Origin of the sequence: Vibrio bathopelagicus (assembly GCF_014879975.1) — a bacterium.
GTDB lineage: Bacteria > Pseudomonadota > Gammaproteobacteria > Enterobacterales > Vibrionaceae > Vibrio > Vibrio bathopelagicus.
Map to the genome: position 1 here is coordinate 474,819 of NZ_CP062500.1, position 15,042 is coordinate 489,860.

Consider the following 15,042-nt stretch of genomic DNA (forward strand, 5'->3'; position numbering starts at 1 on the left):
CAACATACACCATATTCATGGTGAAATGTTAAGCGATGGCTACAAAGTCGCGCATGTTAACCTAATCAATGTCTCATTAAAACTGTTTTAGATCATCATAAGGGCGATATTTCTGACTTGCTGACTTTTCAAATTGGCAATATCCTGTCCCTATCTTCACAGAAAGGTATAACTATGGAAACCGAGATAGAACTGAAGTTTTTTGTTTCTCCTGATTTTTCAGAGACTTTACGCAATAAAATTGCTGAAACTAAAGTACTTCAGCACAGTTGTCGTGAGCTAGGTAACATCTACTTTGACACCCCTGACAACTGGCTACGCAAGCACGATACAGGCTTGCGCATTCGACGTTTTGATGACGTATTTGTACAAACCGTTAAGACCGCAGGTCGCGTGGTTGCTGGCTTGCATCAAAGACCAGAATACAACGCAGAACACGACAGCAATGAGCCTAAGTTATCCTTACATCCTGCGGATATTTGGCCAGCAGGTAAGGACATTGAAACCTTACAAGCAGAGCTGACGCCTTTGTTCTCTACCAACTTTACCCGTGAACAGTGGCTGGTGGGTATGCCTGATGGCAGCCAAGTTGAAGTGGCATTTGACCAAGGTTTTGTCGAGTCTGGTGGCCTACAAGAACCCATTTGCGAAGTCGAATTAGAACTTAAATCAGGTCAAACCGATGCTCTGTTTACTTTGTCTCGTCAATTCTGCGAGCAAGGCGGCATGCGCTTAGGCAACCTTAGCAAAGCGGCTAAGGGCTATCGTCTTGCTCAGGGTTATCAAGGAGATGAAGTCACTCCTTTGACATTAGTTGATACTGGCAAAACTGATACCGTTGAATCGTGTTTCATTCAATCTTTAGAGCATGCTCTCGCTCATTGGCACTATCACGAGCAGATCTTCACAGAGCGCCAATCAATCGAAGCGCTGCATGAGATCAGTCACTCGTTGAGTTTTATCCGTCAAACCTTCACTATTTATGGTGGCATCGTGCCAAGACGCGCGAGTGCTATTTTACGTCAAGAGTTGAAGTGGCTTGAGCAAGAGCTCGATTGGCTGAAAAGCTATGACCATTTCGAAGATTTGTTGGAAGATAAAGGCCACGTGCTGCGTAAACTTGATGCGCGCAAGTTCTTAGTCGCTGAGCTGAAAGAGATGCAGGAACAGCTTCCTGATCGTGAAAACCTGCTTACCTTGTTAAGCTCTGCTCGTTATACCGGTTTGTTGTTAGACCTAAGCCGTTGGATCTTGTCTCGTGGATGGCAACCATTCTTAGATGAGAAAGCGCGTGAGCAAATGGGTCGTGGTATCGAATGGTTTTCGGTGCAGCAACTCGATCGTACATGGGCAGACTTGATGGAAGCTTTCCCGCCAGAGCGAGTTATGACCAGCCAAGCGTATATTGATCAGCAATACCGTTTGATGCGTAATCTATACTCTGGCGTCGGTTTCGCGAGTTTGTATGACGACGATGAGCGCAACAGCTTCCGTTTGCCATGGGCCGATATGGTGCAAGGTATTGATGACTTGCTGGCACTTAAAACATTAGAGCCTTTGACTGAGAAGTTGGAAGGCGATGAGAAGGTTCAGCTAGAGCGTTGGTTGGCTCGTCAAGAAGTGTCCATTCTGCATGCGATGGAACAGACGCGCCAAATCAGTGTCGAGGTTGAGCCATACTGGCAAGACTAAATTCTGTATCTATATGAATTTGAAAATAGGGCTCCGGCCCTATTTTTTTGTCTGTTGCTCAAGCTTTTCTAGGCGTTCTAAGATTTTTTGTTGCTGCTCAATGATTTTCTCAAGATGCTTCTCTTTGTTTTCCGCTCGTTGACTCTCGTGATGAGTTGGAGAGGTGATTAAAGAGGTAATCAAGCCTGAAATCATACCAAACACCCCCACACCGCAAATGATCACCAGAGAGGCGACTAATTTTCCTGAGCTTGTGACAGGATAATGATCGCCATATCCCACCGTACTGATGGTGACGAAAGCCCACCATAAAGCATCTTGTCCAGTGGTGATGTTGGCATTGGGATCTTTGTGCTCTAACAGCAGTATTGTTCCTGCTCCTATGGTCAGGAGAATGACCAACAGCAATATAATTGAGGCGAGGGTAGTTTCTTTACGATTGCGAAATAGTTCTCTGAGAACACGTTTTCCTGAACGGAGAACAAGAATGACACGCAAAATCTGAAAAATGCGAGCGAAACGAAGAGGCTCGATCATAGGGATGCTTGCTAAGAAATCGATCCAGTGTACTTTTAGATATTCTTTTTTGTTTTGTGATCTGAATAGATCAATTGTGAGCTGAAAAAGAAAAACACTACAGATTACAAAATCGAGGCCGATAAGGACTTGTTTCGATTCTTTATCAATCGGTACGAACAATAAGCCTGAGATCACAAATAACGCTAAGAAAGAGAGAATCAGTGACAATAAGCTCATCGGCTTGGTGGCGTCTTTGGTATTATTCAACATTCATACGAGGCTCAAAATAAATCGCGAACTTTGACTGACATAGCCACCTCGCGGATATAGAAGCCATCAATATATAAGAATTAATGGAGAACTGACAATGACTAAACTGTCATTCAAGCCGTGGGAAAGGATAATCTCTGACGTTCGTCTCGTTCCGAAAATGATCATGCTAATGGTATTCAGCACTGTTTTGATCATTTCGAAACAGCTATGGGACGCAAGTACGTTTTACGATTCATTGCTTGCTGTAACGAATAATGCTCAAGTTGCACAACAGCATTATGAGACTTACCTAGTTCAAGTGGCTTGGCAAACAGCCTTAATGATCGTTGTTTTTGTGGTTCTTCTATTAGCGGCAGCTCGCGTGATGTTGCGTCAAACTCAATATCTTAACGACGCTATTAAAACTATGGCCGATAAAAACTTATCGGTGCCTATTCAAATGGACTGTAAAGATGAATACGGTGATGTGGCACGTGAGCTTGAGAAAACACGTGTTCAGTTGCATGACATGGTTAAAGCTCAGATTGCGTCTTCAGATGAGCTGTTTGCTCTGACAGAAGTAATGACCATCAGTATGTCGGAAACCAAAGATTCGGCTCAAGAAGAGTTCAATGAGATCGATCAGCTTGCGACAGCGATGAGTGAGATGACATCGACAGTCCAAACAGTAGCTGAGCATGCGCAAAACGCTTCATCTTTGACTGAGCAGGCTTCAGGTCAGGCTCTTACTGGCCAGAAATTTGTCCAAGGCTCTGTTTCTAAGATGAGTGAGTTGTCTTCAGACATCGCAGCCTCTGCTGCGGCAGTAAACCAAGTTGAAGAGCGTGTTGACTCAATTGGTAGCGTTGTTGGTACTATCCAAGGCATTTCAGAACAAACCAACTTACTGGCATTGAACGCAGCGATTGAAGCGGCGCGTGCGGGTGAGGCGGGTCGTGGTTTTGCCGTGGTTGCTGATGAGGTTCGTAACCTTGCACAGCGCACTCAGCAAGCGACGGTAGAAATTCAAGACATGATCAGTCATCTACAAAGCAGTGCAAATTCTGCGGTAGAGCTGATGGAAAAAAGTGTGGTGGAAGCGGCTGAAGGCGTTGAACTTGTTACCAATGCAGGCTCGGAGCTTGATGGTATCGTAAGCCAAGTAAACCAAATCAATGATATGAATTTCCAGATCGCGACGGCTGCGGGTCAGCAAAGTAGTGTCGCTGAAGAGATGAGTGTCAACCTAACCAATGTTCGGGAGCTCGTTGAAGCGTCTGTTGTGGTGGTTGGTGAACTTCTTGAGACTTCTCAGCTTATGGAAAGCAACGCACAAGAACTTGACGGTAAGATTAAGCAGTTTAAGGTTTAATCCTTAGCGCTTGGTCTTTATCCGTAAAAGCTTACTCTCAGAAACTTTTCTCAGATGTAAGCTCAACCAGATAAGTTAATCGATAAAACGCCCACATTGCTAATGTGGGCGTTTTTTATTGGCGTAATTTGGTATAACTTATCTTATATCAATCGTAGTCAATAACTGGTCACCCTAGCTTGTTAAAAATCTCGATAACTGCGTTAGAATTTTTGATTGTAGAATAACTACTTATCGAAACTATTTGTCGAAAAGAGCTGCCTTATTCTCAAGCTTTTTTCTACGCTATTTCTGAACACTTACTGTGATTGGTGTTAGCTTTTAAAACTCGTTACTGAAGAACTGAACCGATAAACCGATTGTTCAGCGCGCAGCTTACACAAGGAAGAAACATGCCATTGCCTCCTCAACTCGTTACTCATTCGCAGTCTGCTTTTGAGCATTTACTAGAACATCAAAGTGAAGCCATTAATGCGTGGTCTGAACCACTTGTTGACGATCTTAAGTATGTATTAGGTTTGAGCGGCTTCATTGGTGAATGCCTGCAGCGTGATTCGGTTTTATCGAGCGCTTTACCAGACATGCTCAAGTGCGATGAACGTGCTCAAGGATATCGTGAGCGATTAGCAGAGCTTCTCTCTAATTGTACTGATGAAATGAGTGGTCAACGAGTGTTGCGCCAATTCCGCAACCGAGAAATGACCTATATTGCATGGCGTGACTTTATGGGCTCTTGGCAACTTGAACAGAGCTTAAGCCATTTATCGATGTTAGCTGAGGCGATGATCTTCGAGACCTATCAATGGCAATACGACATTTGCTGTAAAGAGTGGGGCACTCCTTGCAATGAACAAGGCGAAGCGCAGCCTATGTTGATCATCGGTATGGGGAAGTTGGGTGGCGGAGAGCTTAACTTTTCTTCGGATATCGACCTAATTTTTACCTACCCTGAAAATGGCGAAACACAAGGTGCTCGACGAAGTATCGCCAATGCTCAGTTTTTCACTCGCCTAGGGCAACGCATTATCAAGGCGCTCGATCAGCAAACTTTTGATGGATTCTGTTATCGCGTCGACATGCGTCTGCGTCCATTCGGTGAGAGTGGACCTTTGGTGATGAGCTATGCTGCGCTGGAAGATTACTACCAAGAGCAAGGCCGTGATTGGGAACGCTACGCGATGGTTAAGGCGCGAGTCATGGGCTGTGAAATGTATCCTCAGTACCAAGAGCTTCGCCAGATGCTACGCCCATTTGTGTTCCGTCGTTATATCGATTTCAGTGCCATTCAATCGTTAAGACGCATGAAGTCGATGATTGGCAGTGAGGTTCGTCGTCGTGGCTTATCGAACAACATCAAACTGGGCTCTGGCGGCATCCGCGAAGTGGAGTTTATTGCTCAAGTATTTCAGCTGATCAGAGGCGGCCGTGAACCAAGCCTTCGTGGGCGAGGTCTACTTGAAACGCTAAGTGCGATTGAAGCTCTGAGTTTGCTAGAAACTGAAGAGGTGGGTCACTTACGTGATGCTTACCTGTTTTTACGTCGCCTTGAAAATCTATTGCAAGCTATGGGAGATAAGCAGACCCAGACCTTACCTGACAACGAGCAAGAGCAATTACAGCTAGCGATAGCGATGCAATTTTCTGATTGGGATGGTTTGATTGACGCGACCCGTGCGCACATGGCGAATGTACACACCGTATTTGAAGACTTGATTGGGGTTGAAGAAGAAGACGCCAATCCAATTGCGAGTCACTTTAGTGAGCTGTGGGATATGGCTCGTAAACCGGATGTGATTGAGCATGTATTAGAACATGACATAGCGGTAGCTAGCCCACCTCAAGCGGCTAAAACGATCATTCAATTTAAAGCTGATTTGGCTAAGAAAACCCTCGGCCCTCGTGGGCGCGAAGTTCTCAATCGTTTGATGCCTAAAGTATTCCAAGCCTTATATACCGCCAAAGATGCCGAGTTTGGCTTGTCACGCGTGTTGCATTTACTGCAAAAGATAGTGACTCGAACCACCTATCTAGAGCTGCTTGATGAACATCCTGCCGCCTTGACTCAACTCGTTCGCCTGTGTACAGCGAGTCCGATGATCTCGGAGCAGCTTGGTCGTTATCCTATTCTTTTAGATGAACTTATCGACCCTCAGCAACTCTATAACCCTGTGCCATTAGAGTCGTATAAAACAGAGTTGCGTGATTATCTTGCTCGTATTCCTGAAGACGATATGGAGCAACAGATGGAAGGTCTGCGTCAGTTTAAGCAGACTTGTATTCTGAGAATTGTTGCCGCGGATATTGCGGGCGCTTTGCCTGTAATGAAGGTCAGTGATCACCTTACCTATTTAGCGGAAGCGATTGTTGAAGCTGGTGTTAACCAAGCGTGGCTGCAAGTGTCAGCTAAGTTCGGTGAGCCCACTCATGTAAAAGATCGAGAAGGTCGCGGTTTTGCGGTTGTTGGTTATGGCAAAGTTGGAGGCTGGGAGCTCGGTTATAACTCCGACCTTGATATTGTGTTCATGCACGACTGTCCGGTACACATCTATACTGATGGTAAGAAAGAGATTGATGGACGCCAGTTTTATCTAAGATTGGCTCAGCGCATCATCCATATTTTCTCGACAAGAACCGCTTCCGGAATTTTGTATGAGGTCGACACACGTTTACGTCCTTCAGGAGCGTCTGGCCTGTTGGTTAGCCCTACAGATGCGTTTGATGAGTATCAACACCAAGACGCTTGGACATGGGAGCATCAAGCTCTGACTCGCGCTCGTATGATTTATGGCGATGAGCTATTGGCTTCTGCGTTTAACAAAACACGTCATGAGGTGTTGTGCTTGCCGCGTGATGAAGCGACGCTGAAAAAGTCTGTTGTGGATATGCGTGAAAAGATGCGTGGTCATTTAGGCGGAAAAAAATCTGACCGATTTATGCTTAAACAGGATGCGGGTGGTATTACTGATGTCGAGTTCTTAGCTCAATACTTAGTACTGAGATACAGCAACGAAAAACCAAAGCTTACCCGCTGGTGTGACAATGTACGAATCTTTGAAAGTTTGTTGTCGCAAGGGATTATGGATGAGCAACAAGGTGTTGCATTAATGAATGCGTATACGACGCTACGCGATGAAATTCATCATCGAAACTTACTCAATCTAGATGCAGACGTAGCGATTGATAAGTTCGAAATGGAAAGAGAACATGTTGTTCAAGCTTGGAAGCAATGGATGGAAGCATAAGTTGTCTTTTGCTTATCTATCACAGTGCCTATCGAGATAGGTTTTACTTATTTTTATATGGTTTAGCCACTGTAATCAGTGTGCTAGACTCTAGCCAGATTCGATTTTTGGAGTTCAACAATGAAACCAATTCTACCTGACTACAGCCAATCAGGTGTTCTTATTGTCGGTGATGTAATGCTTGATCGTTACTGGTATGGCCCAACTGGCCGTATTTCACCAGAAGCACCTGTACCCGTTGTGAAAGTAGAAAATAACGAGGAGCGCCCTGGAGGTGCTGCCAATGTAGCGATGAATATTGCTTCTCTTGGTGGTCATGCTCATGTCGTTGGTTTGACTGGTAAAGATGAACCTGCTGAGGTGTTAAAAAACACCTTAGGTGCGCTCAATGTTAAGTGCGACTTTGTTGAGTTGGACGATTACCCAACCATCACTAAACTGCGAGTAATGAGCCGAGGTCAACAGCTGATTCGTCTTGATTTTGAAGACAAATTTGAGAACACAGATCCGGAGTTGGTCTTGTCTCGCATGGAACAAGCGCTACCTAATGTACGTTCGGTTATCCTATCTGATTATGCGAAAGGTGCACTTGAGCACGTACAGAGCTTTATCCAAAAAGCTCGTTCGGCTAATGTTCCTGTATTTATCGATCCGAAAGGCGCTGATTTGGAACGCTACCGCGGTGCAACTTTGCTTACTCCAAACATGTCGGAATTTGAGTTGGTTGCAGGCAAGGTTAAGTCTGAAGAAGATCTTATTGAGAAAGGCATAGCCTTGATTGAAAAGTATGACTTTGAAGCTTTGTTGGTGACTCGTAGTGAACATGGTATGACGCTGCTTCGTAAAGGTCTGGCACCATTCCACTTACCGACTCAAGCCAAAGAAGTCTATGACGTTACTGGTGCAGGCGATACCGTTATCTCAGTACTGGCTGCGTCTGTTGCTGCTGGTAAGCCACTGGATGAAGCGTGTGCATTAGCGAACGCAGCGGCTGGTGTGGTTGTTGGTAAGCTAGGTACGTCAACGTTATCTACGATTGAACTCGCGGAAGCGATTCATGGTAGCCAAGATACTGACTACGGTGTGATCTCTGAAGCGGCACTGGTTGAAGCGGTTAAGCGAGCTCGTGCGAAAGGCGAGAAAGTGGTTATGACTAATGGCTGCTTTGATATTCTTCATGCTGGTCATGTCTCTTACATGAACCATGCGGCTGAGTTAGGTGATCGTTTGATCGTTGCCGTTAATACGGATGACTCAGTGAAACGTTTGAAAGGTCCTGGGCGCCCTGTGAACCCAACCGATCGTCGTATGGCGGTATTGGCTGGTTTAGGTGCGGTTGATTGGGTTGTTCCGTTTTCTGAAGATACGCCTCAACGTTTGATCTCTGAAGTATTGCCAAGCATTTTGGTGAAAGGTGGTGATTATAAACCTGAAGATATCGCTGGCGGTGCGGAAGTGATTGCGGCTGGTGGCGAAGTTAAAGTACTTAACTTTGAAGATGGTTGCTCTACGACTGAAATCATCAAAGCTATTAAAGGTGGCCGAGGTTAACCCTTAGCCTTCTAGTATCAAACCTTTAGCCTCAAGCTTCTAGTCAGATTGTAAATCTAACTTTTGATAGATAAAAAAATGCCGCTCAATGAGCGGCATTTTTGTAACTGTAATCTAGTCACTTTATTAAAGACTCTGATTAGAATCTTTAATTAGGATTTAAGAATTACTTGTTTGCTACTTTTAGACCTGCGTTTACATCAACGATGTCTTGTTCGCTTAGTGTACCAACCGCTTGACGAAGCTGAAGTACACTTAGGATGTAGTTGTAACGAGCATCTGAAAGGTTTTTGTTCGCATCGTATAGACGACGAGTCGAATCTAGTACGTCAACGATAGTACGAGTACCCACATCAAAACCAGCTTCTGTTGCTTCTAGAGCAGACTGAGCTGAAACCACAGATTGTTCGTAAGCGCGTAGAGCACCGATCGAAGCTGTGATGTTGTTGTTGAATGCACGTACGTCTTTTACAACGCTACGGTAAGTGGCTTCTAGATCTTCACTTGCTGCAACGTAGTTGTATTCAGCCTGTTTAGTCAAAGAAGTTGTGCTACCACCGGTGTATAGAGGTACAACTAAGTTCAAACCAATGTTTAGGTTGTCAGAGTCGTAATCATTTGCACTGGTAGAGCTGTCAGTCTGTTCTGCAAGACCGTAACTACCATCTAACGTTAAGCTTGGTAGGTGACCAGAGCTTGCTAGAGAGATGTTATCTTTTGCTACGTCTTGAGAGATACGTGATGCAAGAAGGCTAAGGTTCTTTTGCTCTGCTTGTTCAACAAGTGCAGATGCAGATTCAGAAGACTTGCTTGCCGAGAAACGATCAGTATCTAGGATGCTTAGGTTAGAGTGTTCCTGACCAGTGATCTCACGTAGACCTTCGTAGTTATTTATCAGAGTGTTTTCTGCTAAAACTTCGTCAGCCAATACGCCATCGTACTGAGCTTGCGCATCATGTACATCGGTGATTGCTGAAAGACCTACTTCAAAACGTTGCTTAGTTTGCTCTAGTTGACGAGCAACCGCGGCTTTTTCTGCACGAACAAACTCTAGATTATCCTGAGCTCGAAGTACTTCGAAGTATGCTGTCGCAACACGAAGGATCAAAGCTTGTTGCTCTGCCGCATACGCTGAATCAGATTGACGAGCAGTTTTCTCTGCCGTGTCTAGTGTGATCCAAGAAGAACGCTGGTAAAGCTCTTGACTGAAACCGATGCCAACACCCCATTGGTTGTTGTCATTGCTCATATCGCTTCGATCGCCACGGTTAATGTCGTAGTTAGCCGTTAAATTGATTTGCGGTAACAAAGAGCTACGGCTTGACGTTACTGCTTCAAAAGCGGCATCGCGCTGCGCTGCTGAACGAAGAAGTTGTGGATCGTTCTGTTTTGCTTGGTCGTAAACTTCAGCTAGCGTATCAGCGAAAGCTGACGAACTCAGGCTGCCAATTGCTGCACTGATAAATAGTGGAAGCAGTTTTTTCATTTTCCTATTCCTGCCTTTTATGGAATTTTCTTTAAAAGAGTTTAACCCAGTTTGGTGGTAATTTACTCGAAACTTTGCACTTTTTTACAGTTAACTGTCCACTTGTGCAATATTTATTTTTCAAAACTTAACTTTAATTGTAAGTTTTATATAAAAAGTTGAACCTTATCCTTGGTAGTTAACTCGGACAATGAGTAAACTGTAAAGATCACTTAGTGAGGTACCAAATGCAACAGTATGACAATCAACGACATGAGTTTACTCCGCAAGATGTGGAAATAGTCTCAAAAGAGACGCTGTTTCGTGGTTTTTTTAAAATGGTGAAGTACACATTCAAGCATAAGCTTTTTGAGGGAGGCTGGAGCCAACCGATAGAACGCGAGATGTTTGAGCGTGGTCATGCCGCCGCTTTGTTACCTTACGATCCTGTCCGTGATGAAGTTGTGATCGTGGAGCAGATCCGTGTCGGTGCTTTAGAGCATCAAAACCCGTGGCAATACGAAATTGTTGCTGGGATCATTGATACGGACGAATCCCCCCAAGACGTCGCTCGTCGTGAAGCAATGGAAGAAGCGGGAGTCGAAGTCGGATCTGTATTACCGATTACTTCGTATTACCCTTCATCTGGAGGCTGTTCAGAAAGACTTGACGTCTTTGTTGGCTGCGTTGATGCCACGACAGCAAAAGGGGTACACGGATTGGATTACGAAGGTGAAGATATTCGCGTACAAGTGATGAGTCGCGAAGCGGCTTATCAGTTAGTAAAAGAGGGTGTGTTTGAAAATGGGGCCACGATCATTGCGTTGCAGTGGCTACAATTGAACTACCAAGAATTACAGTCAGAGTGGATAGATTAACGTTATGCCAAATATAGCGGTCAAAAAACCGTATCATGTTGATCTTGCTGAATTGATGCGAGTTTACGAAACCAATTATGCCAAACTTAACGCTTTGTTACCTGTTGGGCATGAGGTTGGTGACGTTCGCTGTTACCAAGCCGTTAATATGGTGTATCAATTGACAGTGAATGAGGTCACAAAATACACCACATTAATAGATATATGTCAGAGTGACGCGATGCCAGTGTTTCCTTTGCCAGAAATGTCTGTCAGGCTATATCACGACGCTCGAGTTGCAGAAGTATGCGCTAGCGGGGACTTTTCACGAGTCAAAGCGAAATATGACTATCCCAACACTAAGCTTCTTCAAAAGGACGAGAAATTTCAATTGAATAAATTTCTTGGAGAATGGTTAACGTTTTGTTTAAAAACTGGTATCAGCCGAACTCCAATTGCCTTTTAATTGAGCCTACTTAACAACACTTTTTAAGTCTAAACAGTAACGTATCTGGATTTGTTATTTTGGAATTATCACACACTTCAAAATTTGATGAGAGCACTATTAAGCTTGTGCAGCTAACGGACACGCATTTGTTTGCGCCGAGCAATGGCAGCTTATTAAGCATCAACACTCAAGATAGCTTTCGTGCTGTAGTCGATGGCATTGTTAGCCAGGACTTCGATTATGAAGCGATCTTGGCTACTGGTGATATCTCTCAAGATCACAGTGCAGAGTCGTACCAGAAATTTGAGTCAGGGATTCAACCTTTGGAAAAGCCATGTTATTGGCTGCCAGGGAACCATGACTTCAAGCCTAATATGGGCAGTGTTTTACCATCACCACAAATACAGTGCGTTGAGCATGTATTGCTAGGCGATAACTGGCAGATGGTGATGCTGGATTCGCAAGTAGTTGGTGTACCTCATGGGCGTCTCAGTGATCAACAGCTTGATCTACTCGAACAAAAGCTGACGGAATTCCCTGAACGCAATACCTTGGTTCTATTACACCACCACCCACTATTGGTTGGCAGTGCATGGTTGGATCAACATAACCTGAAAGATGCAGACCAATTTTGGGACGTGGTTCAACAGCACACTAATGTGAAAGCAGTGCTGTGTGGCCATGTTCATCAAGACATGAACCGAGATCATCATGGTGTACAAGTCATGGCAACACCGTCGACTTGCGTGCAATTCAAACCGAATTCAGATGACTTTGCCGTCGATACTTTGTCTCCTGGTTGGAGAGAGATTGAATTGCATCAAGATGGCACGGTAAGTACGCAAGTTCACCGTTTGCCTCACGGGCAGTTTTTACCTGATTTTGAAGCCGCTGGTTATTAATGAAGGTTGTTACTGATGTCTGAATTTCTCAAGCAAACTGCAAAACCATCACTGCTTCTCTATATTCATGGTTTTAACAGTTCATCACGTTCTCACAAGGCGACAGTGATGGCTGAGTACTGCGCTCAACATCGCGCTGATATTAAAGTTGTAACTCCTCAACTGCCGAGTTTCCCTCAGCAAGCAGCTCTGCATTTACAGCAGCTAGTGGAGCAATATAAAGATCAATATCAGATCGCGTTAGTCGGTAGCTCGTTGGGTGGCTATCTTTCAACATGGCTGAATAGTCACTATGGTTTCAAAGCGGTGGTTGTAAACCCTGCAGTGAAGCCGTATGAGCTGCTTGCTGATTATTTAGGTGAGCAAGTAAACCCATACACAGATGAACGATATGTGTTAGAAGCAAAGCATATTGATGAACTGAAGGCATTAGAGGTGCCGGCTTTAGCTAAGCCGAGTGATTTCTGGTTACTTCAGCAAACGGAAGACGAAGTTCTGGATTACCGACAAGCGGTAGAGAAGTACCAAGGTGCAACACAAACAGTAGAAGAGGGCGGGGATCATAGCTTTGTTGATTTTGAACGCTACCCACAACAAATCGTCACCTTTCTAAATCTTTAATCTGTTTCTCCCACAGAGTTATTTCTCTTGTTTGCCTGTTATTTCATCTATCAATGGTGAAATATCATAGTTTGATGTCTTAGTTTTTGAACTAGCTTGACATCATTACTCAGCTTCCAGACTATATTCCCCAATACTTCGCTCGTTCGCTCTACTATGAAGGTTCATAGTAATAATTTTGCTTTAGTGCAACTAGAGCCCGCGAACTTACGCAAACTTTTTGAGTAAACTCCGTATTATGACTGAACAATATAATGCAAAAGACCTCGAGGTACTTGAAGGTCTCGATCCTGTGCGACACCGCCCAGGTATGTATACAGAGACAGAAAGGCCGAACCACCTTGCCCAAGAAGTCATTGATAACTCGGTCGATGAAGCATTAGCGGGACACGCTAAGAAAATTAAAGTCGTGCTTCATGCTGACCAATCATTAGAAGTTACCGATGACGGCCGTGGTATGCCGGTTGATATCCACCCTGAAAAAGGGATCTCGGGTGTTGAGCTGATTTTAACTAAGCTCCACTCAGGCGGTAAATTCTCAAACAACAACTACAAGTTTTCAGGTGGTTTGCACGGGGTAGGTATCTCGGTAGTAAACGCACTGTCTAAACGTGTAGAAGTGACCGTTCGCCGTGAAGGGCAAGTGCACGAAATTGCCTTAGAAGGTGGTCATGCAGTGACTGAACTCACTGTGACTGGCACTTGTGGTCATCGCAATAGTGGTACATCTGTTCACTTCTGGCCTGATCCTAAATACTTCGATAGCTCTAAGTTTTCGGTTTTACGTCTTATTAATAACCTGCGCGCGAAAGCAGTACTTTGCCCGGGTTTAGAAATCACTTTCATCGATAAAGTGGGCGGTGAAGAACATAAGTGGTACTACGAAGATGGCCTAAAAGATTACCTTGCTGAAGGTGTGAAAGGTTATACCTTACTACCTGAAGAGCCTTACGTTGGCGAGTTCGTTGCTGAAACTGAAATGGCGAACTGGGCGATTATCTGGCAGCCTGAAGGCGGTGATATGATCACCGAGAGTTACGTGAACTTAGTACCAACTAAACAAGGTGGTACACACGTAAACGGTCTTCGCCAAGGTCTGCTTGATGCGATGCGTGAGTTCTGTGAATTCCGTAACTTGCTGCCTCGTGGCGTTAAGTTAACGGGTGATGACATCTTTGACCGTTGTTCTTACGTTCTATCGGTGAAGATGCAAGATCCACAATTTGCTGGTCAAACGAAAGAGCGTCTATCTTCTCGTCAAACCGCTGCGTTTGTTTCTGGTGTCGTTAAAGATGCGTTTAGCTTGTGGTTGAATGAAAAGCCTCAGCTCGCAGAACTACTTGCAGAAGCGTGTATTGCTAACGCCCATCGTCGTATGCGAGCAAGCAAAAAGGTTGTACGTAAAAAAATTGCTTCTGGTCCAGCACTGCCGGGTAAATTAACTGACTGTTCAGTTCAAGACTTAAGCCGCACCGAAATCTTCTTTGTGGAAGGGGACTCGGCGGGCGGTTCTGCTAAACAAGCTCGTGATCGTGAATTCCAAGCGGTAATGCCACTGCGCGGTAAGATTCTCAACACATGGGAAGTATCTGCAGACCAAGTTCTTGCTTCACAAGAAGTACATGATATTTCCGTAGCTCTCGGTATCGACCCTGATAACGATGATTTATCGGGTTTACGTTACGGTAAAATCTGTATTCTTGCCGATGCGGACTCGGATGGTCTTCATATCGCGACACTGTTGTGTGCACTGTTTACTCGCCACTTCCATGCATTGGTTGAAGCGGGTCATATCTATGTGGCAATGCCTCCTCTGTATCGTATCGATTGCGGTAAAGAAGTGTTCTACGCACTCGATGACGCAGAGAAAGATGGTGTACTTGAGCGATTATCGCAGAAAAAAGCCAAGATCAACGTGCAACGATTCAAAGGTCTGGGTGAGATGAACCCACTTCAGTTGCGTGAAACCACGATGGATCCAAATACTCGTCGTCTTGTTCAGTTGACTATTGATGACAACGATGCGACCAACGAGATGATGGACATGCTGCTTGGTAAAAAACGTGCAGATGATCGCCGTTCATGGCTACAGACTAACGGTGATATGGCCGAGGTATAATG

The 15,042-nt window shown here is 44.7% G+C and carries 11 protein-coding genes; 9 read left to right on the forward strand and 2 right to left on the reverse strand.

The window, feature by feature from the left end:
* Nucleotides 1–174: 174 nt before the first annotated feature.
* Entirely contained in the window at nucleotides 175–1,692 is a 1,518-nt protein-coding gene (locus IHV80_RS02210; protein WP_192889927.1) for a CYTH and CHAD domain-containing protein, read from the forward strand.
* Between the two features lie 39 nt (nucleotides 1,693–1,731).
* On the opposite strand, the gene IHV80_RS02215 is transcribed toward IHV80_RS02210, so the two are convergent.
* Nucleotides 1,732–2,481, reverse strand: a complete 750-nt coding sequence (locus IHV80_RS02215; protein WP_192889928.1) for a potassium channel family protein — start codon at nucleotides 2,479–2,481, stop codon at nucleotides 1,732–1,734.
* Between the two features lie 97 nt (nucleotides 2,482–2,578).
* Here IHV80_RS02215 and IHV80_RS02220 point away from each other — a divergent pair, with 97 nt between their 5' ends.
* The 3 genes from IHV80_RS02220 (at nucleotide 2,579) to hldE (ending at nucleotide 8,628) form a co-directional block, all read left to right on the forward strand.
* On the forward strand, nucleotides 2,579–3,835 hold the full coding sequence (locus IHV80_RS02220; RefSeq protein ID WP_192889929.1) for a methyl-accepting chemotaxis protein: 1,257 nt from the start codon (nucleotides 2,579–2,581) through the stop codon (nucleotides 3,833–3,835).
* 392 nt (nucleotides 3,836–4,227) lie between these two features.
* Nucleotides 4,228–7,077, forward strand: a complete 2,850-nt coding sequence (glnE, locus tag IHV80_RS02225; protein ID WP_192889930.1) for a bifunctional [glutamate--ammonia ligase]-adenylyl-L-tyrosine phosphorylase/[glutamate--ammonia-ligase] adenylyltransferase — start codon at nucleotides 4,228–4,230, stop codon at nucleotides 7,075–7,077.
* A gap of 120 nt (nucleotides 7,078–7,197) precedes the next feature.
* Nucleotides 7,198–8,628, forward strand: coding sequence for a bifunctional D-glycero-beta-D-manno-heptose-7-phosphate kinase/D-glycero-beta-D-manno-heptose 1-phosphate adenylyltransferase HldE (hldE, locus tag IHV80_RS02230; RefSeq protein ID WP_192889931.1), 1,431 nt, complete (start codon nucleotides 7,198–7,200; stop codon nucleotides 8,626–8,628).
* A gap of 166 nt (nucleotides 8,629–8,794) precedes the next feature.
* On the opposite strand, the gene tolC is transcribed toward hldE, so the two are convergent.
* Nucleotides 8,795–10,114: an outer membrane channel protein TolC gene (tolC, locus tag IHV80_RS02235; RefSeq protein ID WP_192889932.1), complete on the reverse strand. Its 1,320-nt coding sequence runs from the start codon at nucleotides 10,112–10,114 to the stop codon at nucleotides 8,795–8,797.
* Nucleotides 10,115–10,341: 227 nt separating this feature from the next.
* Here tolC and nudF point away from each other — a divergent pair, with 227 nt between their 5' ends.
* The 5 genes from nudF to parE all read left to right on the forward strand — a co-directional run bounded on the left by nudF (nucleotide 10,342) and on the right by parE (nucleotide 15,040).
* Nucleotides 10,342–10,971 carry an ADP-ribose diphosphatase gene (gene nudF, locus IHV80_RS02240; RefSeq protein WP_192889933.1) on the forward strand — a complete coding sequence of 210 codons (630 nt, stop codon included), beginning with the start codon at nucleotides 10,342–10,344 and terminating at the stop codon, nucleotides 10,969–10,971.
* A 4-nt stretch (nucleotides 10,972–10,975) separates the two neighbouring features.
* Nucleotides 10,976–11,416 carry a DUF1249 family protein gene (locus IHV80_RS02245; protein WP_192889934.1) on the forward strand — a complete coding sequence of 147 codons (441 nt, stop codon included), beginning with the start codon at nucleotides 10,976–10,978 and terminating at the stop codon, nucleotides 11,414–11,416.
* Between the two features lie 59 nt (nucleotides 11,417–11,475).
* Nucleotides 11,476–12,300, forward strand: coding sequence for a 3',5'-cyclic-AMP phosphodiesterase (cpdA, locus tag IHV80_RS02250; RefSeq protein ID WP_192889935.1), 825 nt, complete (start codon nucleotides 11,476–11,478; stop codon nucleotides 12,298–12,300).
* 15 nt (nucleotides 12,301–12,315) lie between these two features.
* Complete coding sequence (yqiA, locus tag IHV80_RS02255) at nucleotides 12,316–12,921, forward strand: esterase YqiA (RefSeq protein WP_192889936.1); 606 nt, start codon at nucleotides 12,316–12,318, stop codon at nucleotides 12,919–12,921.
* Nucleotides 12,922–13,159: 238 nt separating this feature from the next.
* Nucleotides 13,160–15,040, forward strand: a complete 1,881-nt coding sequence (gene parE, locus IHV80_RS02260) for a DNA topoisomerase IV subunit B (RefSeq protein ID WP_017106834.1) — start codon at nucleotides 13,160–13,162, stop codon at nucleotides 15,038–15,040.
* The last annotated feature ends 2 nt before the right edge of the window (nucleotides 15,041–15,042 follow it).

Coding starts and splice junctions, on each gene's coding strand:
- tolC (WP_192889932.1), bottom strand. CDS start 10,114: ATGAAAAAACTGCTTCCACTATTTATCAGTGCAGCAATTGGCAGCCTG.
- parE (WP_017106834.1), top strand. CDS start 13,160: ATGACTGAACAATATAATGCAAAAGACCTCGAGGTACTTGAAGGTCTC.
- nudF (WP_192889933.1), top strand. CDS start 10,342: ATGCAACAGTATGACAATCAACGACATGAGTTTACTCCGCAAGATGTG.
- hldE (WP_192889931.1), top strand. CDS start 7,198: ATGAAACCAATTCTACCTGACTACAGCCAATCAGGTGTTCTTATTGTC.
- IHV80_RS02245 (WP_192889934.1), top strand. CDS start 10,976: ATGCCAAATATAGCGGTCAAAAAACCGTATCATGTTGATCTTGCTGAA.
- IHV80_RS02215 (WP_192889928.1), bottom strand. CDS start 2,481: ATGTTGAATAATACCAAAGACGCCACCAAGCCGATGAGCTTATTGTCA.
- IHV80_RS02210 (WP_192889927.1), top strand. CDS start 175: ATGGAAACCGAGATAGAACTGAAGTTTTTTGTTTCTCCTGATTTTTCA.
- glnE (WP_192889930.1), top strand. CDS start 4,228: ATGCCATTGCCTCCTCAACTCGTTACTCATTCGCAGTCTGCTTTTGAG.
- IHV80_RS02220 (WP_192889929.1), top strand. CDS start 2,579: ATGACTAAACTGTCATTCAAGCCGTGGGAAAGGATAATCTCTGACGTT.
- yqiA (WP_192889936.1), top strand. CDS start 12,316: ATGTCTGAATTTCTCAAGCAAACTGCAAAACCATCACTGCTTCTCTAT.